This window comes from Pseudomonas sp. NFX183, assembly GCF_047943075.1.
GTDB lineage: Bacteria > Pseudomonadota > Gammaproteobacteria > Pseudomonadales > Pseudomonadaceae > Aquipseudomonas.
On record NZ_CP181333.1, the window covers coordinates 1,743,963 to 1,765,524 of the forward strand.

Annotated in this window: 23 protein-coding genes; 13 read left to right on the forward strand and 10 right to left on the reverse strand. The window is 60.6% G+C overall.

Annotation, left to right across the window (positions count from 1 at the left end; translation table 11 throughout):
- The first annotated feature begins 279 nt into the window (after window positions 1–279).
- The 6 genes from glnA to ntrC all read left to right on the forward strand — a co-directional run bounded on the left by glnA (window position 280) and on the right by ntrC (window position 6,555).
- Window positions 280–1,686, forward strand: coding sequence for a glutamate--ammonia ligase (glnA, locus tag ACM530_RS08145; protein WP_034117297.1), 1,407 nt, complete (start codon window positions 280–282; stop codon window positions 1,684–1,686).
- Between the two features lie 276 nt (window positions 1,687–1,962).
- Window positions 1,963–2,382, forward strand: coding sequence for a cupin domain-containing protein (locus tag ACM530_RS08150; RefSeq protein WP_145159904.1), 420 nt, complete (start codon window positions 1,963–1,965; stop codon window positions 2,380–2,382).
- Window positions 2,383–2,511: 129 nt separating this feature from the next.
- On the forward strand, window positions 2,512–3,048 hold the full coding sequence (locus tag ACM530_RS08155) for a chorismate mutase (RefSeq protein WP_145159903.1): 537 nt from the start codon (window positions 2,512–2,514) through the stop codon (window positions 3,046–3,048).
- 129 nt (window positions 3,049–3,177) lie between these two features.
- Window positions 3,178–3,804: a hypothetical protein gene (locus tag ACM530_RS08160; RefSeq protein ID WP_369301663.1), complete on the forward strand. Its 627-nt coding sequence runs from the start codon at window positions 3,178–3,180 to the stop codon at window positions 3,802–3,804.
- A 232-nt stretch (window positions 3,805–4,036) separates the two neighbouring features.
- Window positions 4,037–5,122 carry a nitrogen regulation protein NR(II) gene (gene glnL, locus ACM530_RS08165; protein WP_016979130.1) on the forward strand — a complete coding sequence of 362 codons (1,086 nt, stop codon included), beginning with the start codon at window positions 4,037–4,039 and terminating at the stop codon, window positions 5,120–5,122.
- Complete coding sequence (gene ntrC, locus ACM530_RS08170) at window positions 5,119–6,555, forward strand: nitrogen regulation protein NR(I) (protein WP_416364563.1); 1,437 nt, start codon at window positions 5,119–5,121, stop codon at window positions 6,553–6,555. Before glnL ends, ntrC begins: the two co-directional genes overlap by 4 nt.
- Window positions 6,556–7,039: 484 nt before the next feature.
- Here ntrC and ACM530_RS08175 read toward each other — a convergent pair whose 3' ends face one another.
- Window positions 7,040–7,480, reverse strand: coding sequence for a hypothetical protein (locus tag ACM530_RS08175; protein WP_416364564.1), 441 nt, complete (start codon window positions 7,478–7,480; stop codon window positions 7,040–7,042).
- Here ACM530_RS08175 and ACM530_RS08180 point away from each other — a divergent pair.
- Window positions 7,479–7,934, forward strand: a complete 456-nt coding sequence (locus ACM530_RS08180; protein WP_003171120.1) for a tRNA (cytidine(34)-2'-O)-methyltransferase — start codon at window positions 7,479–7,481, stop codon at window positions 7,932–7,934. The two genes, ACM530_RS08175 and ACM530_RS08180, sit on opposite strands and share 2 nt — an antisense overlap.
- Before the next feature lie 154 nt (window positions 7,935–8,088).
- On the opposite strand, the gene secB is transcribed toward ACM530_RS08180, so the two are convergent.
- The 3 genes from secB to ACM530_RS08195 are packed head-to-tail and all read right to left on the reverse strand — an operon-like array spanning window position 8,089 to window position 9,280.
- Entirely contained in the window at window positions 8,089–8,568 is a 480-nt protein-coding gene (secB, locus tag ACM530_RS08185; protein WP_106577478.1) for a protein-export chaperone SecB, read from the reverse strand.
- 42 nt (window positions 8,569–8,610) lie between these two features.
- On the reverse strand, window positions 8,611–8,865 hold the full coding sequence (gene grxC, locus ACM530_RS08190; protein WP_106577477.1) for a glutaredoxin 3: 255 nt from the start codon (window positions 8,863–8,865) through the stop codon (window positions 8,611–8,613).
- Window position 8,866: 1 nt separating this feature from the next.
- Window positions 8,867–9,280 (reverse strand): rhodanese-like domain-containing protein, encoded by a 414-nt coding sequence (locus ACM530_RS08195; protein WP_145159895.1) that lies wholly within the window; start codon window positions 9,278–9,280, stop codon window positions 8,867–8,869.
- 151 nt (window positions 9,281–9,431) lie between these two features.
- Here ACM530_RS08195 and gpmI point away from each other — a divergent pair, with 151 nt between their 5' ends.
- From gpmI to ACM530_RS08215, 4 genes are all read left to right on the forward strand, one after another.
- Complete coding sequence (gene gpmI, locus ACM530_RS08200) at window positions 9,432–10,958, forward strand: 2,3-bisphosphoglycerate-independent phosphoglycerate mutase (RefSeq protein WP_242198735.1); 1,527 nt, start codon at window positions 9,432–9,434, stop codon at window positions 10,956–10,958.
- A 258-nt stretch (window positions 10,959–11,216) separates the two neighbouring features.
- On the forward strand, window positions 11,217–12,512 hold the full coding sequence (locus ACM530_RS08205; protein ID WP_106577475.1) for a murein hydrolase activator EnvC family protein: 1,296 nt from the start codon (window positions 11,217–11,219) through the stop codon (window positions 12,510–12,512).
- Between the two features lie 30 nt (window positions 12,513–12,542).
- The gene (locus ACM530_RS08210; RefSeq protein WP_145159889.1) at window positions 12,543–13,871 is read left to right on the forward strand and encodes a S41 family peptidase; all 1,329 of its coding nucleotides are present in this window, start codon (window positions 12,543–12,545) and stop codon (window positions 13,869–13,871) included.
- Between the two features lies 1 nt (window position 13,872).
- A complete protein-coding gene (locus ACM530_RS08215; RefSeq protein ID WP_145159887.1) occupies window positions 13,873–14,646 on the forward strand; it encodes a divergent polysaccharide deacetylase family protein in 774 nt (257 codons plus the stop codon).
- A gap of 157 nt (window positions 14,647–14,803) precedes the next feature.
- Here the strand turns inward: ACM530_RS08215 and ACM530_RS08220 are convergent, their stop codons facing one another.
- The 6 genes from ACM530_RS08220 to hisB all read right to left on the reverse strand — a co-directional run bounded on the left by ACM530_RS08220 (window position 14,804) and on the right by hisB (window position 18,672).
- Window positions 14,804–15,559, reverse strand: a complete 756-nt coding sequence (locus ACM530_RS08220; protein WP_145159885.1) for a substrate-binding periplasmic protein — start codon at window positions 15,557–15,559, stop codon at window positions 14,804–14,806.
- Between the two features lie 66 nt (window positions 15,560–15,625).
- Window positions 15,626–16,396: an imidazole glycerol phosphate synthase subunit HisF gene (hisF, locus tag ACM530_RS08225; RefSeq protein WP_003171107.1), complete on the reverse strand. Its 771-nt coding sequence runs from the start codon at window positions 16,394–16,396 to the stop codon at window positions 15,626–15,628.
- Window positions 16,397–16,405: 9 nt separating this feature from the next.
- Window positions 16,406–17,143: a 1-(5-phosphoribosyl)-5-[(5-phosphoribosylamino)methylideneamino]imidazole-4-carboxamide isomerase gene (gene hisA, locus ACM530_RS08230; protein ID WP_145159883.1), complete on the reverse strand. Its 738-nt coding sequence runs from the start codon at window positions 17,141–17,143 to the stop codon at window positions 16,406–16,408.
- A 39-nt stretch (window positions 17,144–17,182) separates the two neighbouring features.
- Window positions 17,183–17,440 carry a DUF2164 domain-containing protein gene (locus ACM530_RS08235; protein ID WP_010213888.1) on the reverse strand — a complete coding sequence of 86 codons (258 nt, stop codon included), beginning with the start codon at window positions 17,438–17,440 and terminating at the stop codon, window positions 17,183–17,185.
- On the reverse strand, window positions 17,441–18,079 hold the full coding sequence (gene hisH, locus ACM530_RS08240) for an imidazole glycerol phosphate synthase subunit HisH (protein ID WP_262208058.1): 639 nt from the start codon (window positions 18,077–18,079) through the stop codon (window positions 17,441–17,443). It abuts the gene before it with no gap.
- On the reverse strand, window positions 18,079–18,672 hold the full coding sequence (hisB, locus tag ACM530_RS08245; protein ID WP_003218037.1) for an imidazoleglycerol-phosphate dehydratase HisB: 594 nt from the start codon (window positions 18,670–18,672) through the stop codon (window positions 18,079–18,081). The genes hisH and hisB overlap by 1 nt, the downstream gene beginning before the upstream one ends.
- 220 nt (window positions 18,673–18,892) lie before the next feature.
- Between hisB and ACM530_RS08250 the strand changes: the two genes are divergently transcribed.
- Together ACM530_RS08250 and ACM530_RS08255 are read left to right on the forward strand one after the other, a co-directional pair.
- Window positions 18,893–20,149 (forward strand): MASE1 domain-containing protein, encoded by a 1,257-nt coding sequence (locus ACM530_RS08250; protein WP_145159876.1) that lies wholly within the window; start codon window positions 18,893–18,895, stop codon window positions 20,147–20,149.
- A 38-nt stretch (window positions 20,150–20,187) separates the two neighbouring features.
- Window positions 20,188–21,525: an HdeD family acid-resistance protein gene (locus ACM530_RS08255; protein ID WP_416364565.1), complete on the forward strand. Its 1,338-nt coding sequence runs from the start codon at window positions 20,188–20,190 to the stop codon at window positions 21,523–21,525.
- Window positions 21,526–21,562: the final 37 nt, after the last annotated feature.

The window sequence follows — 21,562 nt, forward strand, 5'->3', positions numbered from 1 at the left end:
TCGCTCAAGGTTTAACCAGTTAATATGCATCAGACACAACACGCACCAAAACAGGTCATTTGCGCAAATTAGCGCTACATTGCAGTGCGTTATTTATTGCGCTTCAGCGGATTGCACCTTTATAGGGGCCATTTTGAGGCAATAAGGCCATGTTGGCGCACTGGCATGCAATTTGCTCTCTTGTGAGGCAGGTTGCCTTGGTCGAGTATTCGCGCCGGCATCACCCACATTCTAAGGGCTAACTCCACTACCCCAGCCCGAAGCCACCCGGAGGACACCATGTCGAAGTCGGTTCAACTCATCAAAGATCATGACGTTAAATGGATTGATCTGCGCTTCACGGACACTAAAGGTACTCAGCACCACGTGACCATGCCGGCTCGCGACGCGCTGGATGATGCTTTCTTCGAAGAAGGCAAAATGTTCGACGGTTCCTCCATTGCTGGCTGGAAAGGCATCGAAGCCTCCGACATGATCCTGATGCCGGACGACAGCACTGCCGTTCTCGACCCGTTCACCGAAGACCCAACCCTGATCATCGTCTGCGACGTGATCGAGCCTTCGACCATGCAAGGCTACGACCGCGACCCACGTGCGATCGCCAAGCGTGCCGAGGAATACCTGAAGTCGACCGGTATCGGCGACACCGTATTCGTAGGCCCAGAGCCAGAATTCTTCATCTTTGATTCGGTCAAGTTCAAGTCCGACATCTCCGGTTCCATGTTCAAGATCTTCTCCGAACAAGGTTCGTGGATGTCCGACCAGGACATCGAAGGCGGCAACAAAGGCCACCGTCCAGGCATCAAAGGTGGCTACTTCCCGGTTCCGCCATTCGACCACGACCACGAAATCCGTACCTCCATGTGCAACGCCATGGAAGAAATGGGCCTGGTCATCGAAGTTCACCACCACGAAGTGGCGACTGCCGGCCAGAACGAAATCGGCGTGAAGTTCAACACCCTGGTTGCCAAGGCTGACGAAGTTCAGACCCTGAAATACTGCGTACACAACGTGGCTGATGCCTACGGCCGTACCGCTACTTTCATGCCTAAGCCGCTGTACGGCGATAACGGCTCGGGTATGCACGTTCACCTGTCCATCGCCAAAGAAGGCAAAAACACCTTCGCTGGCGAAGGTTATGCCGGCCTGTCCGACACCGCCCTGTACTTCATCGGCGGCATCATCAAGCACGGTAAGGCCCTGAACGGTTTCACCAACCCGTCGACCAACTCCTACAAGCGTCTGGTCCCAGGTTTCGAAGCACCAGTAATGCTGGCTTACTCGGCACGTAACCGTTCCGCCTCGATCCGTATTCCTTACGTGTCCAGCCCTCGCGCTCGCCGTATCGAAGCGCGCTTCCCGGATCCAGCAGCCAACCCGTACCTGGCCTTCGCTGCCCTGGTAATGGCCGGCCTGGACGGTATCCAGAACAAGATCCACCCAGGCGACGCCGCCGACAAAAACTTGTACGACCTGCCGCCTGAAGAGGCCAAAGAGATCCCACAAGTGTGCGGCAGCCTGAAAGAAGCCCTGGAAGAGCTGGACAAGGGCCGTGCGTTCCTGACCAAAGGCGGCGTATTCAGCGACGACTTCATCGATGCCTACATCGAGCTGAAAAGCGAAGAAGAAATCAAAGTACGCACCTTCGTACACCCACTGGAATACGAGCTGTACTACAGCTGCTGATCCGGTAGCGCCGCTTAAAGCGGCGTGACAAAAAAGGCCTTCTTCGGGAGGCCTTTTTTTATGCCTGAAAATATCGAAGCTACCCGCGCGGCGCGGGAGAAGGCCGCCGTGGGTACCCGTCAAAGCCATCGTGTTTCTGGCGGCGTTGCGACACCTGCCACGCCCACCTCTTACATCACACAGGCAGATAACTGCGCAGACTCACCGCCTCGCCCGACATCCATCCCGATCTAACGCACGTAGCCTGAGGCACTACTCTGCTCAACGGATCAAATCATGTACAACCGCTCGCTCGCGCTCATCGCCTGCCTGTTTCTGCACGGGTGTGGCACCCCGCCCAAAGCCCCTGCGCCGATCGAAAGGCAAATCCTGCTGCAAAGCAGCGCATCCTGGGACGGTACGCCTTATACCGGCTACCCCCAAAGCGCCCCGGAGCTGACGCTGTTGAAGCTCAAGATTGCGCCACACACAACCCTCGCCTGGCACACACACCCGATGCCCAATGCGGCTTACATACTCAGCGGCGAACTCACGGTGCAAAGCCGCGACAGCGGGCACGCCCGGGTTTTCAGACAAGGGCAGACACTCGCCGAGATGGTCAACATCGTCCATCGAGGCGTCACAGGGGATACGCCGGTGGAGTTACTGGTGTTTTATGCCGGCAGCCCCGGCATGCCGCTCTCCCACACCGATTGATGGTGGCCTGCGCCACTAACTGCCGGGCGCAGACGCGCGCAAAAAATCTCATGCGTGCCGCGCGCCTTCAATAATTACGCGTTATCGTTGGCGACCTTCGAACACGCTCGTGCCTACAGGGGACCGCCTTTGAAACATCGACTCGTACTTGCCTTGCTGTTCGCCAGCGCCACCGCCACTGCCGCGCCGCCGACACTCGAACCGCTGCTCAACAGCATCGCCGAGCGCCTGACCATCGCCGACCAGGTCGCACTGAGCAAATGGGACAGCCACAAAGCCGTGGAAGATCGCCCTCGCGAACAGGCTGTGATCGCCAGCGCGAGAGCCCAGGCCCCCGACTACAAAGTCTCGCCCGAGGCGGCGGAGCAGTTTTTCTCCGCGCAGATCGAGGCGAATAAACTGGTGCAATACACCCGACTGTCCGACTGGCAGTTTAAAGGCAAGGCGCCCGATACGCCGCGCCCGGACCTGACCGGCAAGATTCGCCCTCAACTGGACCAGCTGCAAAAGCGCATGCTGCAACAATTAGCCGACTTCGGCCCCGAGCGCAGCAACCCGCAGTGCCCGCACTGGGTAGCCCTGGCCGTGCACGAACCGCTTAACGATCCCTTGGTGCAGATCGCAATGACCCGCGCCACGGCCGAGTTGTGCGTCTACACGCCTTGAAGGATAAGGGCCTGCTTCATTGAAGGCCCTTTCCCGCACCTTGGTTAAATCGCGGAAATGTCTGATACATCCCAGGCCATCGGGCCTCTACGATGCAGCGTCCTGCCGCCACTCGCCGATGTCTTTGCGATGAACCTTATCTGTAAGACCCTGTGTTCACTGACGCTCGTGCTCAGCCCGATCGCCGCAGCGCAAAAACCCACACCGTCAACGACCCTCGACCTTGAGCCCACGGCCTGGACGGTAGAAGCGCCTTACCCGCAAAGCACGATTATCAATGCCCGCATCAATGGCACCGCTGCCCACGACGGCAATTCCAGCATGGCGATCCTACATGTGGCGTGCTACAGCGCGCCCTTGCGCCCAATGATCTCGCTGCTCACCCACACCGACCAGTTGCATTTCAAACCCGGTATTTATGAAGGCCCGGACGCTCGCTCCACCGGCCCGCTCAGCCTCACCACCGGCGTGCTTCCAGCCCGCACTTACCGCGTAAACGGCTATTACAGCGCCGAGCCCACGCAGCAGCACGGCGTGCTGTTCAAACTCACCATGCCCGCCAACCGCCAAGAACTGCGCGAGTGGATCACCGATGACATGGGTGGCCAGCGCATCAGGATGACCATTCCCTCCGCCATTCCCGGTGATTCGCCACTGAGCGCCGAGTTCATCCTGCCCAAAGACAGCACAGGCTTGCGCGAGGTCATCAAGCCTTGCCTGAACAATCGAAAAAGCACGCCTAAAAAACCTTCCTGAACAAACCTCGCAAAACTGCACTATATTGGTGCGTAGCGCCGCACCCTTCCCACCCAGACAGCCCATTTTGGTTCGAATCTTCCCGAGTGAGCTGGCAGAACGCCACAGTTTCGCGCCTTAAACCCCTATTTCAGGGCTTTAACGCTTCTTTTCGGAGCCTTGGTTTGGTTTTTGCATTTTCCTTGTATCAGCGTGTGCCTCAAGCCCGCGCCTTGCTCCAAAAGAGGTCCTGATGACCATCAGCGATGCACTGCACCGTTTATTACTCGACAACCTGACCACCGCGACCATTCTGCTCAATGACGACCTGCGTCTTGAGTACATGAACCCGGCGGCGGAGATGCTCCTGGCCATCAGCGGGCAGCGCAGCCATGGGCAGTTCATCAGCGAATTGTTCACCGAGTCGGCCGAAGCCTTGAGCTCGTTGCGCCAGGCGGTGGAGCAGGCACACCCGTTCACCAAGCGCGAAGCGATGCTCACCGCCCTCACCGGCCAGACCCTGACCGTCGACTACGCAGTAACCCCGATCCTGAGCAACGGTGCCACCTTGCTGCTGCTCGAAGTGCACCCGCGCGACCGCCTGCTGCGTATTACTAAAGAAGAAGCGCAGCTGTCCAAGCAGGAAACCAGCAAGATGCTGGTGCGCGGCCTGGCCCATGAGATTAAGAACCCGCTGGGCGGGATTCGCGGCGCCGCGCAATTGCTCGCCCGCGAGCTGCCGGACGAGAACCTCAAGGACTACACCAACGTCATCATCGAAGAAGCCGACCGCCTGCGTAACCTGGTGGACCGCATGCTCGGCTCCAACAAATTGCCGTCGCTGGCGATGACCAACGTGCACGAAGTGCTGGAACGCGTTTGCCAGTTGGTCGAGGCCGAAAGCCAAGGCTGCATCACCCTGGTACGCGACTACGACCCAAGCATTCCGGACGTGTTGATCGACCGCGAACAGATGATCCAGGCCGTGCTCAATATCGTGCGCAACGCCATGCAGGCCATCAGCAGCCAGAACGAGCTGCGCCTGGGCCGCATCAGCCTGCGCACCCGCGCCCTGCGACAGTTCACCATCGGCCATGTGCGCCACCGCCTGGTAACCAAGGTCGAGATCATCGACAACGGCCCGGGCATTCCTGCAGAACTGCAGGAAACCATCTTCTTCCCCATGGTCAGCGGCCGCCCGGACGGTACCGGGCTGGGCCTGGCCATTACCCAGAACATCATCAGCCAGCACCAGGGTTTGATCGAGTGTGAGAGCCATCCCGGTCACACCACCTTCTCGATCTTTCTGCCTCTGGAACAAGGAGCCCCATCGACATGAGCCGTAGTGAAACTGTCTGGATCGTCGATGACGACCGTTCTATCCGCTGGGTCCTCGAGAAAGCCTTGCAACAGGAAGGCATGACCACCCAGAGCTTCGACAGCGCCGACGGGGTGATGAGCCGCCTGGCGCGCCAGCAGCCGGACGTGATCATCTCCGACATCCGCATGCCCGGCGCCAGTGGCCTGGATTTGCTCGCGCGCATCCGCGAGCAGCACCCGCGCCTGCCGGTGATCATCATGACCGCGCACTCGGACCTGGACAGCGCTGTCGCGTCCTATCAGGGCGGTGCCTTTGAATACCTGCCCAAGCCGTTCGACGTGGACGAGGCCGTGGCGCTGGTCAAGCGCGCCAACCAGCACGCCCAGGAACAACAGAACCAGGAAGCCCCACCGGCCCTGACCCGTACCCCGGAAATCATCGGCGAAGCGCCGGCGATGCAGGAAGTGTTTCGCGCCATCGGGCGCTTGAGCCACTCCAACATCACCGTGCTGATCAACGGCGAATCGGGCACCGGCAAAGAGCTTGTGGCTCATGCCTTGCACCGCCACAGCCCGCGGGCGGCTTCGCCGTTTATCGCGCTGAACATGGCGGCGATTCCCAAGGACTTGATGGAATCCGAGCTGTTCGGCCATGAAAAAGGCGCGTTTACCGGCGCGGCCAACCTGCGTCGCGGGCGCTTTGAACAGGCGGACGGCGGCACGTTGTTTCTGGATGAAATCGGCGACATGCCGGCCGACACCCAAACCCGCTTGCTGCGAGTATTGGCTGACGGTGAGTTCTATCGCGTGGGCGGGCACACGCCGGTCAAGGTCGATGTGCGCATCATTGCAGCGACCCACCAGAACCTCGAAACCCTGGTGCACGCGGGCAAATTCCGTGAGGACTTGTTCCACCGTCTGAACGTGATCCGTATCCACATCCCACGCATGTCGGATCGCCGCGAAGACATTCCGACCCTGGCTCGTCACTTCCTCAGCCGCGCCGCTCAAGAGCTGGCCGTCGAGCCGAAGTTGCTCAAAAGCGAGACCGAGGAATATCTCAAGAATCTGCCGTGGCCGGGCAACGTGCGGCAGCTGGAGAACACCTGCCGCTGGATCACCGTCATGGCCTCCGGCCGTGAAGTGCATATCAGCGACCTGCCGCCGGAGCTGCTGAGCCTGCCGCAGGACTCGGCACCGGTGACCAACTGGGAACAGGCGCTGCGCCAGTGGGCCGATCAGGCCTTGGCACGCGGCCAGTCGAACCTGCTCGACAGCGCCGTACCGGCGTTCGAACGGATCATGATCGAAACTGCCTTGAAGCACACCGCCGGCCGCCGCCGCGACGCCGCCGTGCTGTTGGGCTGGGGCCGCAATACCTTGACGCGCAAGATCAAGGAGCTGGGGATGAATGTCGATGGCGGCGATGATGATGAGGGTGATGAAGGCTGATCACAGCCTTCTCATCCACTGAATATCAAATGCGGGAGGGGGCTTGCCCCCGATTGCGGTGTATCAGCCACATACTCGCTGGCTGACACACTGCTATCGGGGGCAAGCCCCCTCCCACATTTGAATCTCCTGCACGTTTGGATCTCCACCAGGCTTCAGACCGTGCACCGCTTCAATGCACCATGAACCGGCATCGGGCACAGCTCCAACCCCTGAAACGACCAAATCATTAACAAAAAATGAATCGCCAAAAACACCAAAGCCCCGTATTTCGGGGCTTTGCGCTTTCTGGCAATTTTTTTTGGCACACATTGCAAGTTCTGGCACGCGCCCTGCAATAACCCTTGTACTACCCAGTTTCGGGGACCTTGGTACAGGCAGGCCGAGAATCCCCTCTTTACACCTGGGGTGCTTGATGCGGATCGCGTCGCGCCCCACACCCGTTTCGGGAACCTCGGTACAGGCAGGCCGGGGATTCCCTCTTTTATTCCTCGCGCAGATGGATCTGCAACCGCCAACGGCCATCGGCCTTCTCCCCTTTCCACTCCCCGCGCAACGGCCGAGCCGCCACCAGGTTCAGCAGCAAGCCGCCATCGGTCTTGCGGATGCGCCAGTTCACATCCTTGTCATTGACCTTGAGCTGCCCGCTGGCGGCCTTGCCCAGCGCGTCAAACAGCAGCGCCACGGTGCCGTCGATATGTTCGCCGTGCAGCTTGGGTTCGCTGTTGAACCACACCACCAGGCCGTCCGCCGCGGTCTCGACCTGTTGCAGTTCGACCGGGTCCGGCATTGTGAGGCGGCCGATCATCAGGCCGATCATCAACCCAACAATGGCCAATGAGCCCAAAACCCTGGGCAATAGCTTCGGTCTTGGGTCGTCTTCGGGGGTAGAATGCAGCGCATCTTTGCCTTCGGAGCCGTGCATGTTTCACGTCATCCTTTTTCAACCAGAAATTCCGCCGAATACCGGCAACGTTATCAGGCTGTGCGCCAACAGTGGCTGCCACCTGCATTTGATCGAGCCTCTGGGCTTCGACATGGACGACAAGCGCCTGCGCCGCGCCGGGCTGGACTACCACGAGTACGCCACGCTCAAGCGCCATGCGGACCTGGCCAGCTGCCTGGAAAGCCTGGGCCACCCGCGGCTGTTCGCGTTCACCACCAAAGGTTCGCGGCCGTTTCATGACGCCAGCTTTGCCGAGGGCGACGCCTTCCTGTTCGGCCCGGAAAGCCGTGGCCTGCCGGCAGAGGTGCTCGACGCCCTGCCCGACGGCCATCGCCTGCGCTTGCCGATGCGTGAGGGCTGCCGCAGCTTGAACCTGTCCAACACCGTGGCCGTCGCCGTCTACGAAGGCTGGCGCCAGCTCGGTTTCAAGTAATACACATAGCAAATGTGGGAGGGAGCTTGTGTGGGAGCTGGGCTTGCCCGCGATGCAGGCACCTCGGTGTATCAGTGATACCCAGGTGACGCTATCGCAGGCAAGCCAGCTCCCACACAAGCCCCCTCCCACATTGGTTGCTGCGTCGGGCCCATTACTGAACGGTCGACGAACCTTCTGTTTGCATGCGCTGCAGCTCTTGCGCATACAGGGCATCGAAGTTCACCGGAGCCAGCATCAGCGCCGGGAACGAGCCACGAGTGACCAGGCTGTCCAGGGTCTCACGGGCATACGGGAACAAGATGTTCGGGCAGAACGCGCCCAGGGTGTGGCTCATCGAAGCCTCGTCCAGGCCCTGGATCAGGAAGATACCGGCCTGTTGCACTTCAGCGATGAAGGCCACTTCTTCGCCGTTCTTGACGGTGACCGACAGGGTCAGCACGACTTCATGGAAGTCGCCTTCGAGTGCCTTTTGACGGGTGTTCAGGTCCAGCGCAACGCTTGGTGTCCATTCCTGACGGAAGATGGCCGGGCTTTTCGGCGCTTCGAACGACAGGTCACGCACGTAGATCCGCTGCAGCGAGAATTGTGGGCCTTGGTCTTGCGCTGCTTCGGTGTTCTGTTGGTCAGTCATCGCAGATCCTTCTTGATCTTGGGGTCTTTTAGGGGTTAGGAGTCAGACGAGCAGCAGCGCATCAAGCTTACCGGCGCGCTCCAGGGCGAACAGGTCATCGCAACCACCGATATGCTTGTCGCCGATCCAGATCTGCGGCACGGACGTGCGTCCCGCTTTCTTGGTCATCTCGGCGCGCACCTGGGGCTTGCCATCGACCTTGATCTCTTCGAAGGCAACGCCCTTTTTCTCCAGCAAAGCCTTGGCTCGCATGCAGTAAGGGCAATAATCGCTGGAATAAACGACAACCTGGCTCATATCACTTCACCAGCGGCAGGTTATCGGCCTTCCAGCTGCCGATACCGCCGGACAGTTTGGCGGCGGTGAAACCGGTCTTGAGCATCTCGCGGGCGTGGGTGCCGGCGTGCTGGCCTTGGGCGTCGACCAGAATGATGGTCTTGCCTTTGTATTTTTCCAGCTCGGGCAAGCGTGCGATCAGCTTGTCCTGCGGAATGTTCAGGGCGCCGACGATATGGCCGGCGGCAAAATCCTTGGCCGGACGAATATCCACGACAACGGCCTCATCCTTGTTGACCAGTGCGGTCAGCTCCGACGTGCTCAGGCTGCGGCCACCGCGGCTCATTTCATGAGCGATCAGCAGCGCCAGCAGGATGACGAAGGCACCCGCGAGCAGGTAGTGGGCAGTGGCAAATGCAATCAGGTGATCAACCATCAAGGAGGTTCCAGGGCGTTAAAATGGCGGTAAGTATACACAGCCGTCAGGGGGGGCCAACCCCCGTAAAGCGGTGACGTGGTCGGAACTTCGCTTTAAACTGCCACTCCCTTTTAGATTGCCTTCCTTTATTACCGCCGCGAGAGGATCTATGACTACTACGCCTAAACCTTTGGTCCTGATAATTCTCGATGGCTTCGGACACAGTGAAAGCCACCACGACAACGCCGTGTACTCGGCCAGGAAGCCGGTACTCGACCGCCTGAGCGCCACAGTACCCAACGGATTGATCTCCGGTTCCGGTATGGACGTAGGCCTACCGGACGGCCAGATGGGCAACTCGGAAGTCGGCCACATGAACCTCGGCGCCGGACGAGTGGTATACCAAGACTTCACACGCGTGACCAAATCGATCCGTGACGGCGAGTTCTTCGAGAACCCGGCCATTTGCGCGGCGGTGGATAAAGCAGTTGCGGCCGGTAAGGCCGTGCACTTCATGGGCCTGTTGTCCGACGGCGGTGTACACAGCCACCAGGACCACCTGGTCGCCATGGCCGAGCTGGCCTTCAAGCGCGGCGCCGACAAAATTTATCTGCACGCTTTCCTCGACGGCCGCGACACCCCGCCAAAAAGCGCCCAGTCGTCCATTGAACTGCTCGACGCCACCTTCGCCGCCCTCGGCAAAGGCCGCATCGCCAGCTTGGTCGGCCGTTACTTTGCCATGGACCGCGATAACCGCTGGGACCGCGTGGCCCAGGCCTACAACCTGATCGTCGACGGCCAGGCCGAATTCAACGCGGCCACCGCCCAGGAAGGCTTGCAAGCCGCCTATGCGCGTGGCGAGAGCGACGAATTCGTCAAAGCCACCACCATCGGCGAGCCAGTGAAAGTCGAAGACGGCGACGCCGTGGTGTTCATGAACTTCCGCGCCGACCGTGCCCGTGAGCTGAGCCATGTATTCGTCGATGCCGGCTTCAAAGACTTCGAGCGCGCACGCCAGCCGAAGGTCGAGTTCGTGATGCTCACCCAATACGCCGCCAACATCCCGGCCCCGTCGGCCTTCGCGCCAGGCAGCCTGGAAAACGTGCTGGGCGATTACCTGGCCAAGAACGGCAAGACCCAGCTGCGCATCGCCGAAACCGAAAAATACGCTCACGTCACCTTCTTCTTCTCCGGCGGGCGTGAAGAACCGTTCCCGGGCGAAGAACGCATCCTTATTCCGTCGCCAAAAGTCGCCACTTATGACCTGCAGCCGGAAATGAGCGCGCCGGAAGTGACCGACAAGATCGTCGATGCCATCGAGCACCAGCGTTACGACGTGATCGTGGTCAACTACGCCAACGGCGACATGGTTGGCCACAGCGGCAACCTGGAAGCGGCCGTAAAAGCCGTGGAATGCCTGGACCTGTGCGTCGGCCGCATCGTCGACGCCCTGGACAAAGTCGGCGGCGAAGCGCTGATCACCGCTGACCACGGCAACTGCGAGCAGATGTCGGATGAATCCACCGGCCAGGCCCATACCGCGCACACCACCGAGCCAGTGCCGTTCATCTATGTCGGCAAGCGCGACTTCAAAGTTCGGCACGGCGGCGTGCTGGCGGACGTGGCGCCGACCATGTTGATGCTGATGGGGCTGGAGAAGCCGAAAGAGATGACCGGCACGTCGATTCTGGTTTGATCCCCAGCATCACCGCAAAACAGTGTGGGAGGGGGCTTGCCCCCGATTACGGTGGGTCAGCTGACACAGAGGTGGCTGATACACCGCTATCGGGGGCAAGCCCCCTCCCACATTGGATCTCCTGTGTTTGGTAGATATCTTTTCGCCATACCAACGCCACTCGGCACCTATCTTGCCTTCCAGCCCGAATTGGGCGTTTTTTTTGCGGCGCTTGGCGGGCATACTAGGCCGTCCCTTTCCCTGGTGTCGCCCGCCTCTATGCTTCGCGCCTTGATTACCCTCGCTCTAGTCTGCCTGCTCCAACCGGCATTTGCCGATGAGCGCGCACAAACCCAACAACAGTTGGACGCTACGCGTCAGGACATTACCGAGCTGAAGAAACTGCTCGGCAAGCTCCAGGAAGAGAAATCCGGGGTGCAGAAAGACCTGCGCGGTACCGAAACCGAAATGGGCAAGCTCGAGAAGCAGGTCCAGGAGCTACAAAAAGAATTAAAGAAGAGCGAGTCGGAACTGGAGCGACTCGACGCTGAGAAAAAAAAACTCCAGAGCGCACGCGTTGAACAGCAACGCCTGATTGCGATCCAGGCCCGCGCCGCGTACCAGAGCGGCCGCCAGGAATACCTCAAGCTGCTGCTCAACCAGCAGAACCCGGAAAAATTCGCGCGCACCCTCACCTATTACGACTACCTGAGCAAGGCACGCCTGGCGCAGTTGAAGGGTTTTAACGAAACCCTGCGCCAGCTGGCCAACGTCGAGCAGGAAATTGCCGACCAGCAATCGCAACTGCTCGACCAGAAAACCGCCCTCGACACCCAGCGCGACCAGCTGGACAAGGTCCGCAAAGAGCGCCAGCTCGCCCTGGCCAAGCTCAACGACGATGTGAAGGCCCGCGACGCCAAGCTGCAGGCCCGCGAGCAAGACCAGGCTGACCTGGGCAAAGTGCTCAAAACCATCGAGGAAACCCTGGCTCGCCAGGCACGTGAGGCCGAAGAAGCGCGGCAGAAAGCGCTGATCGCCCAGCAGGAAGCGGAAAAAAAGCGTCAGCGTGAAGCCGAACTGGCCGCCACCACCGACGCTCCGGCCCCACGCAAACCGGCGCACGCAGCGCCTGGCCCGCTGGTTTCCAGCGCCGGCGAGTCGTTCGGCGGACCTTTTGCTTCAGCGCGTGGAAAACTTCCATGGCCTGTTGATGGTCGACTACTGGCACGCTTCGGTGAAACCCGAGGTGACGATACCCGCGCCAAATGGGACGGGGTCATGATCAGCGCCGCCGCCGGCAGCCAGGTTCATGCCGTTCACGGTGGGCGCGTGGTGTTTGCCGATTGGCTGCGCGGCGCCGGTTTGTTGGTGATTCTTGACCACGGTAATGGCTATTTGAGCCTTTACGGCCACAATCAGACTTTACTCAAGTCGGCAGGTGATGTTGTAAAAGCCGGTGAATCCATCTCCACTGTCGGTAACAGTGGTGGCCAGGACACTCCGGCGCTGTACTTCGCTATTCGTCAGCAGGGCCGCCCGAGCGACCCTGCACAATGGTGCCGTTCCCAAGGATAGGGCCGCATCTACATTAGGAGTTCGTTCGACATGCTGCATTTGTCCCGCCTCACTTCGCTGGCCCTGACGATCGCCCTGGTGATCGGCGCGCCTCTGGCTTTTGCCGACCAGGCCGCTGGGGCTGCACCCGCCGCCACGACCGCGACCACGGCTGCGACCACCAAGGCCCCGCTGCCGCTGGACGAGTTGCGCACCTTTGCCGAGGTCATGGACCGGATCAAGGCAGCCTATGTCGAACCCGTAGACGATAAAACCCTGCTGGAAAATGCCATTAAAGGCATGCTTAGCAACCTCGACCCGCACTCCGCTTACCTGGGCCCGGAAGATTTTGCCGAGTTGCAGGAAAGCACCAGCGGCGAGTTCGGCGGCCTGGGCATCGAAGTCGGCTCCGAAGACGGCCAGATCAAAGTGGTCTCGCCGATCGACGACACGCCGGCGTCAAAAGCTGGCATCCAGGCTGGCGACCTGATCGTGAAGATCAACGGTCAACCGACTCGCGGCCAGACCATGACCGAAGCTGTCGACAAGATGCGTGGCAAGCTCGGCCAGAAAATCACCCTGACCCTGGTGCGCGACGGCGGCAATCCGTTTGACGTGACCCTGGCCCGCGCGACCATCACGGTCAAGAGCGTGAAGAGCCAACTGCTGGAGTCCGGCTACGGCTACATCCGTATCACCCAGTTCCAGGTCAAGACCGGCGACGAAGTGGCCAAGGCCCTGGCCAAGCTGCGCAAAGACAACGGCAAGAAACTCAACGGCATCGTGCTCGACCTGCGTAACAACCCAGGCGGCGTGTTGCAGTCGGCGGTGGAAGTGGTCGACCACTTCATCACCAAGGGCCTGATTGTTTACACCAAAGGCCGCATCGCCAACTCCGAGTTGCGCTTCTCGGCCACCGGCAATGACTTGAGCGAAGGCGTGCCACTGGCAGTGCTGATCAACGGCGGCAGCGCCTCGGCGTCGGAAATCGTCGCCGGTGCCCTGCAGGACCAGAAACGCGGCGTGCTGATGGGCACCACCAGCTTCGGCAAAGGCTCGGTACAAACTGTGCTGCCGCTGAACAACGACCGCGCATTGAAGATCACCACGGCGCTGTACTACACGCCGAACGGCCGTTCGATTCAGGCGCAGGGCATCGTCCCGGACATCGAAGTGCGTAAAGCCAAGATCACCAACGAGATCGACAGCGAGTACTACAAAGAGGCCGACCTGCAAGGTCACCTGGGCAATGGCAACGGCGGTGCCGACCAGCCAACCGGCAGCGGCGCCAAAGCCAAGCCGATGCCGCAGGACGACGATTACCAACTGGCCCAGGCGCTGAGCCTGCTGAAAGGCCTGAGCATCACGCGCAGCCGTTGATATGCGTTTTGCCCTGATCATCGCCCTGCTTTGCAGCCTGGCAGGCGTCGCCCACGCGACGCCTGACGGCGAGCCACACAAAGCCTACCTGACCCTCATCATCGACGACCTGGGGCAAAACCTGCCTCGGGATCGTCGCGTGCTGGGCCTGCCCGGGCCGGTGACCACGGCGGTGATGCCGGACACGCCCCACGCCGCCGAATTCGCCCGCGAAGCGCACAAGGCCGGCAAGATTGTGATCCTGCACATGCCCATGGACCCGGCCACCGGCCCGTTCGCCTGGCACCCCGAGCTGCCGATCGAAGAACTCGGCAAACGCCTGGATGCCGCGTTCAAGGCCGTGCCCTACACCGCTGGCATCAACAACCATATGGGCAGCCGCATGACTGCCCAACGGGACGCCATGGCCTGGTTGATGGGCGAGCTGCAGCGGCGCAACAAGTTCTTTGTCGACAGCCGCACCAGCGCGCAGACCGTCGCCGCCGCCGAAGCGCAAAAGATTGGTTTGGCGCATGTCTCGCGGGATGTATTCCTTGATGACGAGCGCACCGAGGCGGCCATTACCACGCAACTGCAAACCGCGATCAAGCTGGCGCACAAGCAGGGCTCGGTGGTGATGATCGGCCACCCTTATCCGCAGACGCTGGCGGTGCTGGAGCGCGAGTTGCCCAAGCTCAAGGCTCAGGGCATCGACTGGATTGATATCAAGCTGATGATCAGCGTGCGCGGCAATCAGGCCATGGCCGGGCATGGCAAGAACGGTCAGTACCGTTAGATCAGATGGCGACATTCCCGTGTGGGAGCGGGCTTGCTCGCGAGGGCGGTGGGTCAGTCAGCAGATTCAGTGACTGACACACCGCTTTCGCGGGCAAGCCCGCTCCCACATTTGACCGTGTTTATTCTGCTGATTACCGTGCGCTACATAGCTGTATTTAGAGGTAGCGCGCCATGATTTCGTCGACCACGCCGTCTTTGCGCAGCTGATCCAGCGCGGCCTGAAGCTTGGCGACCAGTTCGTCCGGCACGTCCTTGTTCAGCGCGAGGTAGAGTTGCGCGCTATTGAAGCGCAACACGGTCTTGAGCCCCGTCACGCCCACCTGACGCGCCAGGTAACGCCCGGCGGGATCACCGGTGGCCCACAGGTCGATCTGGCCATCCAGAAGCTTTTGCGCGTTGTCCTGGTCGCGTAATACCACCAGTGGGTTGAGGCCCTGCTTTTCCAGCGTATCGGCAATGGCGTCGCCTTTGTAGGCGCCGATCTTGTAGCGGCGCGCATGCTCCAGGTCATCCAGCTGGATCTTGCTGTCGGCCTTGGCCAGCAACACCCAATCGTCCGGGCCGATGGGGCCGACCCATTTGAACAGGGCTTCACGGTCCGGCAGGCGCGCCATCACGAATACGCCATAACCAGGTTTTTCCAGGGCGAGTTTGTAGATTCGCTCCCAAGGAAAACGCAGGGTCAGGTTGTAGGAAATGCCAGCACGCTTGAAGGTCTCGCGCACGATGTCCACGGCGATGCCTTCGATGTTCTCGTCCTTGGCGAAGTTCTTGCCGTTTTTTGCCATGTTGTACGGCGGGAAGTTTTCCGTCAGCAACACCAAAGAGGCGTCAGACGGTTCTTCGGCACGGGCCGAACCTGCCAAAAGCATGGAAGAACTGGCGAGGGCGAGCAGCAGGTGTTTGAACATGAAAGTTACCGGAATCCATGGCAAGCGCAGAGAGTGCCGCGCGCCCGCCATGGTGTCCAGCAGCGTTTAGCGAACGACGATACCGCGCGCCGCCATGTAGGCCTTGGCCTCCGGAACGGTGTATTCGCCAAAGTGGAAAATACTCGCCGCCAGCACCGCGCTGGCGTGGCCTTCGATCACGCCGTCGGCCAGGTGCTGCAGGTTGCCGACACCGCCGGACGCGATCACTGGAATGCCCAGCGCATCACTGATGGCGCGGGTCACGCCGAGGTCGAAGCCGTTTTTCATGCCGTCCTGGTCCATGCTGGTCAGCAGGATCTCACCGGCGCCCAGGCCTTCCATCTTCATCGCCCACTCCACCGCATCCAGCCCGGTGGGTTTGCGACCGCCGTGGGTGAAGATCTCCCAGCGCGGGGTTTCGCCCGGCCCGGAGACTTTCTTGGCGTCGATGGCGACCACGATGCACTGCGAACCGAAGTGCTGCGCGGCTTCGCCGACAAACTCCGGGTTGAACACCGCGGCGGTGTTGATCGAGACCTTGTCCGCGCCGGCATTGAGCAGGTTGCGGATGTCTTGCACGGTGCGAACGCCACCGCCCACAGTCAGCGGGATAAACACCTGGCTGGCCATGCGCTCTACGGTATGCAGCGTGGTGTCGCGGCCGTCGACGCTGGCGGTGATGTCGAGAAAGGTAATCTCGTCGGCACCTTGCTCATCGTAGCGACGGGCGATTTCCACCGGGTCGCCGGCGTCACGGATGTTCTCGAACTTGACGCCCTTGACCACGCGACCGTTGTCGACGTCCAGGCAAGGGATGATGCGTTTGGCCAGCGCCATGGTCAGTCCTCAGCCGTTGTAGGCATCGCAGTAAGCCTGGGCTTCGGCGACGTCCAGGGTACCTTCATAGATCGCGCGGCCGGTGATGGCGCCGATGATGCCAGGCGCCTTGGCGTCCAGCAGCGACTTGATGTCGCCCAGGTTGTGGATACCACCGGAAGCGATCACTGGAATGTTGGTGGCGGCAGCCAACGCGGCGGTGAACGGCACGTTGCAGCCCTGCATCATGCCGTCTTTGGCGATGTCGGTATAAACGATGGCGGACACGCCGTCGGCTTCGAACTGCTTGGCCAGGTCGATCACTTGCACGGTGCTGATTTCAGCCCAGCCGTCGGTGGCGACGAAACCGTCCTTGGCGTCCAGGCCGACAATCACCTTACCCGGGAACGCGCGGCAGGCCTCGGCAACGAACGCCGGGTCTTTCACGGCCTTGGTGCCAATGATCACGTAGCTCACGCCAGCCTTGACGTAGTGCTCGATGGTTTCCAGGGAGCGAATACCGCCGCCGATCTGGATCGGCAGGTTCGGGTAGCGCTTGGCGATGGCGGTCACCACCTCGCCGTTGACCGGCTGGCCTTCGAAGGCGCCGTTCAAGTCCACCAGATGCAGACGACGGCAGCCACCTTCTACCCATTTGGCAGCCATGCTCACCGGGTCATCGGAGAACACGGTGGAGTCTTCCATGCGGCCTTGGCGCAGGCGTACACAAGCGCCGTCCTTGAGATCGATAGCGGGGATAATCAGCATCTGGCAAACCTTATTCGATATTCAGCAATGCTTGGGAAATCAGGGTTTCTCAAGCGACCACAAGTCGCTTTCGATGCTTTCGAACCTTTCTTTAAGGAGCGTCTGCGTGTCGAAAATCGCCCTGTTGTAATAGTGCGGCGCCACTTCGGTGGTGAACAGTTCAAGAATCTCGGCAACCTCGAACGAGCCCAACTTGAGCTCGAAGCGGTCCTCCATGAAGCGCTTGATCTTGAGGGTAGCCTCACTCTCCTGCTCGGGGGTGAGGTTCAAGATCGGCTGCTTCGGCTTCCTGGCCATTTACCAGCGCCCATCCCAGGCGGCGAAGTTCTGCAGCAACTGCAGACCATGGGTATGGCTCTTCTCCGGGTGGAATTGCACCGCAAAACGCGAACCTTCGGCCAGCGCTGCGGCGAAGTCGACGCCGTAGTGCCCGCCACCGACCACCTGGCGCGGGTTACCGGCGGCGATGTAGTAGCTGTGCACAAAGTAGAAACGCGCCATGTCCGGGATTTCGTGCCACAGCGGGTGGTCGACGGTGCGGCGCACCTCGTTCCAGCCCATGTGCGGGACTTTCAGGTGTTCACCGTCTTCGTGCAGGTCCTTGCCAAAGAACTTCACCTGGCCTGGAAACAGGCCGATGCAGTCGACGCCGTCGTTCTCTTCACTGCGCTCGAGCAAGGCTTGCATGCCCACGCAGATGCCGAGGAACGGGCGGTCCTGGCTGACTTCGCGCACCAGGCTGTCAAAGCCCAGGCGGCGGATCTCGGCCATGCAGTCGCGAATCGCGCCAACACCAGGAAATACGACCCGGTCGGCTTCGCGAATCACGTTGGCATCACTGGTGATCAGCACCTTGCCGGCGCCTACGTGCTCGAGGGCCTTGGCCACCGAGTGCAGGTTACCCATGCCGTAATCGATAACCGCGACCGTCTGCATTACAGGACGCCCTTGGTCGAGGGCATTTGCCCGGCCATGCGGTCATCCAGCTCCACGGCCATGCGCAGCGCGCGGCCGAAAGCCTTGAACACGGTTTCGATCTGGTGGTGGGTGTTGGTGCCGCGCAGGTTGTCGATGTGCAGGCTGACCAGCGCGTGGTTGACGAAACCCTGGAAAAATTCCTGGAACAGGTCAACGTCAAAGCCGCCCACGGTGGCGCGGGTGTAGGGCACGTGCATCTGCAGGCCTGGGCGGCCGGAGAAGTCGATGACCACACGCGACAGCGCTTCGTCCAGCGGGACATAGGCGTGGCCGTAGCGACGGATGCCTTTCTTGTCGCCGATGGCTTTGGCAAATGCCTGGCCCAACGTGATACCGACGTCTTCCACCGTGTGGTGGTCGTCGATATGCAGGTCGCCCTTGCTGACGATATCCAGGTCGATCAGCCCGTGACGGGCGATCTGGTCCAGCATGTGCTCAAGAAAAGGTACACCGATATCAAATCGGGCCTTTCCGGTGCCATCCAGGTTGATCGAGGCTTTGATCTGGGTTTCCAGAGTGTCGCGCTCGACGGACGCCTTACGTTCGGCCATCACCAGCTCCGCAAAATCATTGGGCGAAAAAGGCAGCCATTATAGGGGCGCGGACGCTAAACAGAAACATCGAAGGGGATAAGACTGATGGAGTGTCGGCGCTAGACATGTGCGTACAAGTGCATGCTCCAGGATGGTGCGCCCGGCATATTAGCCAAATGCCAGCGCCGGCTTCGCTGTAACATGAGCGCTACGTTTAAAACCTGATGAATACTGAACAGTGACGATACCCAGAGTCTTACGGCGCAGCGGCATTCTCCTCCTGTGGGCGTTGACCTATTACGTGACCGGCATGGCCTCGCTGGCCTTTGATGACCCCGTCTCGAAGATGGCGATTATCTGGTTTCCGGCGGGCGTTTCGGTGTCGGCCTTCCTGAGCTCGCGCCGTGCGCACTGGCCGATGCTGTTCCTTGTGTTATTGATCGCGCGGGTGCTGCTCGGTGCGCACGGCTGGGAGGAGTCACCGGCTGCCATCGCGCTTTCGGCTGAGGCGCTGGCAGGTTCGATTGCCATTGCCTGGCTGGTACGGCGTTTCGCGCGCCGTGGCGACGACCTGCACGCCATCGTGCTGTGGTTGCTGGCGACCGTGGCCATTTGTGGCGTGCAGGCGCTGATCAGGAAGGGCTGGCTGATGCTGGCCGGGGAAACATCACCCCATACGCTGATGACCAACTGGATGTCTGGCGTTAACGGCGTGTTCTTTGCGACCGTTGTGGTCATGAACGTGCTGAACAGCAACCTGCGCGAATTTCCCGTCAGCGCACGGGAGAAACTCGCCGGCGCCGGGTGGCTGCTGCTGCTCGCATTAAATACCTGGTACGTCTTCGGGGCCGCGCCGCACTGGCTCACCAGCATGCTGGACACCGATGCCGGCGCTGCGGTGTATTTCATCCTGGCCTGCCTGCCGATCGCCCTCGCCCTTGCCGTTTGCGTGACCTGGCGCAGCCCTGGAGGCTCGATCGCGCTGCTGGTGCTAGGCAGCATCGTGGTCAATTACACCGATCAGAAGACCGGGCCGTTTTATGTGCCGGGCCTGCTCGAAGGCGAGCCTCTGCTGCTTGCGCAAAGCTACTTGTCCATTACCGCCCTGCTGGTGGTGGTGATACGCCTGATGACGCAATCGGCCAGGCCCTACGACCCGCAAACCGGAAGGCTGGGGGGCGACGGCGTGATGTACCAGTTGCATCCCGAAACAGGCGACATCCTCTGGGACGACAACCTCGATTCGCTGCTGGATATCGGCACCCGGCCCCTGGGCACCATTGAGCAGGTGCTGGCGCGCGTGCACCCCGATGACCGCGAAAAACTCAAACAGCACTGGTCGCCGGACACCCGTACCCACGCCTCATCGCTGGCCTTTCGCATCGACAAAGGCAACGGTGACTGGCTGACCCTTTACGACCAAAGCCCCGGCGCCATGCGCGATGCCAGGGGCCAAGTATTTGTCGGCAACTGGCAAAGCAGTCGCTATTCCTGAACGTTTGCCGATCAGCGTCTACCTGTACGAGTACCTTCATGATTCAGATTGCTTTACTGCTGTTCGGCGTTGAATTCGTCCGATCCAAATTCTGGTTTCTCGGCCTGATCGGTATCGTATGGGGCGTGATGGGCGTTGGCGTGATGATCGACGGCCTGGATGGCGAGTTGTATTTTCCGCTGCGCGCGTTCGGCTTGCTGTTGCTGCTGGAAAGCATTGTCACCCTGAGCGTGGCCGCCAGCGGCGTGGGTACTCAGCGCGCCGTGCTGTATTTCAAGGGCGGGATTTGCTTTTTTGTCGCGGTATTGATCCTCGCCGACAAGGTCTACAGCAACCTGCTGCTGGCGATCATTTTTGGCTTTACCTACTTTGTGATCGGCCTGCTGACCATCACCTCGGCCTGGGTCGTCAGGTTCCCGCGCTGGCGATCATCGTTGATCAGCGGCGGCGCCCAAGTGGTGTTCGCCGGGTTGCTGGTCAGCCCGTACCCCATCGCCAACAGTGCCACCGTGTCTTTTTTTCTTGGCGCGCTGATGATCGTCAGCGGCCTGAACACGGTACGCATTGCGCGTCGCGTCAGGCGATTGCGCCATGGCACCTCGACGTTCGAGCTGCTTGCGCCCAGGGATCTGCTATCGGATTTCAAGAAGCTGCCGCCGCAGGAACCGCTGCCGCAGCCTGAGCCGGAGCCTGCCTGCACCGATCCACTGGTGGTGCATATCTGGACGCCGGAAGGCACCGCCAGCGCAACCACCATTCCCCGCCCTATCATCAATCGCTACATCGCGGCCGTGGATGCACAAGGCGTGATTTCAACCGGGCACGCTGCCCTTGAGCTGTCGCCGTCGGTGTACCTGAGCCTGTATCCGGTTGCAGACATTGATCGCTCACCGTCAGAGTTTTTCCGCATTCTCAAGGCCACTCGCAACAATGACGTGCCGGGCACCTTCCAGCCGGACTACGCCACCGAAGTGGCCAACTGGTGCGATTCGGACCGCAAGATCATTTTTCACCGGTACAGCCGCAAGGCGTTGATTGAGTTTTCCAATAACTATCGCCAACAGGCCACTTACAACCTGACCTACCGCAACTGCTCGAGCAGCGTGGCATTTGCCTTGGAAGCCTCGATGGATGGGGTATTGGCGGAACGGTCGCGGCGCTGGCGCTCGGTGTTGCAGACCCTGCTCATGCCGGAACTGTGGATTGCCGCGCAAGTACGCAAGCGCGCCATGACCATGGCCTGGACACCCGGCCTGGTCATGGATTACGCCCGAGCCTTGCGGGTAATCGTGCATCCGGTGCCGCGGCCATGGTTTCAACGCATCCCATGGCGCGGTCAATCAACCAAAGCCTTGCCTGACAAGAAGCAGGAGTAGCCCGCTCTGACTGCCCGAGGCCCGCTCATCTTGCATG

Excerpts from the sequence above, each read along its gene's own strand:
- ACM530_RS08180 (WP_003171120.1), top strand. The coding sequence starts at position 7,479 with ATGTTTCACGTCATCCTTTTTCAACCAGAAATTCCGCCGAATACCGGC.
- ACM530_RS08235 (WP_010213888.1), bottom strand. The coding sequence starts at position 17,440 with ATGGCCAGGAAGCCGAAGCAGCCGATCTTGAACCTCACCCCCGAGCAG.
- ACM530_RS08175 (WP_416364564.1), bottom strand. The coding sequence starts at position 7,480 with ATGCACGGCTCCGAAGGCAAAGATGCGCTGCATTCTACCCCCGAAGAC.
- secB (WP_106577478.1), bottom strand. The coding sequence starts at position 8,568 with ATGACTGACCAACAGAACACCGAAGCAGCGCAAGACCAAGGCCCACAA.
- ntrC (WP_416364563.1), top strand. The coding sequence starts at position 5,119 with ATGAGCCGTAGTGAAACTGTCTGGATCGTCGATGACGACCGTTCTATC.
- ACM530_RS08210 (WP_145159889.1), top strand. The coding sequence starts at position 12,543 with ATGCTGCATTTGTCCCGCCTCACTTCGCTGGCCCTGACGATCGCCCTG.
- grxC (WP_106577477.1), bottom strand. The coding sequence starts at position 8,865 with ATGAGCCAGGTTGTCGTTTATTCCAGCGATTATTGCCCTTACTGCATG.
- hisH (WP_262208058.1), bottom strand. The coding sequence starts at position 18,079 with ATGCAGACGGTCGCGGTTATCGATTACGGCATGGGTAACCTGCACTCG.
- hisB (WP_003218037.1), bottom strand. The coding sequence starts at position 18,672 with ATGGCCGAACGTAAGGCGTCCGTCGAGCGCGACACTCTGGAAACCCAG.
- ACM530_RS08195 (WP_145159895.1), bottom strand. The coding sequence starts at position 9,280 with ATGGTTGATCACCTGATTGCATTTGCCACTGCCCACTACCTGCTCGCG.
- ACM530_RS08220 (WP_145159885.1), bottom strand. The coding sequence starts at position 15,559 with ATGTTCAAACACCTGCTGCTCGCCCTCGCCAGTTCTTCCATGCTTTTG.
- ACM530_RS08215 (WP_145159887.1), top strand. The coding sequence starts at position 13,873 with ATGCGTTTTGCCCTGATCATCGCCCTGCTTTGCAGCCTGGCAGGCGTC.
- glnA (WP_034117297.1), top strand. The coding sequence starts at position 280 with ATGTCGAAGTCGGTTCAACTCATCAAAGATCATGACGTTAAATGGATT.
- glnL (WP_016979130.1), top strand. The coding sequence starts at position 4,037 with ATGACCATCAGCGATGCACTGCACCGTTTATTACTCGACAACCTGACC.
- hisA (WP_145159883.1), bottom strand. The coding sequence starts at position 17,143 with ATGCTGATTATCCCCGCTATCGATCTCAAGGACGGCGCTTGTGTACGC.
- gpmI (WP_242198735.1), top strand. The coding sequence starts at position 9,432 with ATGACTACTACGCCTAAACCTTTGGTCCTGATAATTCTCGATGGCTTC.
- ACM530_RS08255 (WP_416364565.1), top strand. The coding sequence starts at position 20,188 with ATGATTCAGATTGCTTTACTGCTGTTCGGCGTTGAATTCGTCCGATCC.
- ACM530_RS08160 (WP_369301663.1), top strand. The coding sequence starts at position 3,178 with ATGAACCTTATCTGTAAGACCCTGTGTTCACTGACGCTCGTGCTCAGC.
- ACM530_RS08205 (WP_106577475.1), top strand. The coding sequence starts at position 11,217 with ATGCTTCGCGCCTTGATTACCCTCGCTCTAGTCTGCCTGCTCCAACCG.
- ACM530_RS08150 (WP_145159904.1), top strand. The coding sequence starts at position 1,963 with ATGTACAACCGCTCGCTCGCGCTCATCGCCTGCCTGTTTCTGCACGGG.
- hisF (WP_003171107.1), bottom strand. The coding sequence starts at position 16,396 with ATGGCGCTGGCCAAACGCATCATCCCTTGCCTGGACGTCGACAACGGT.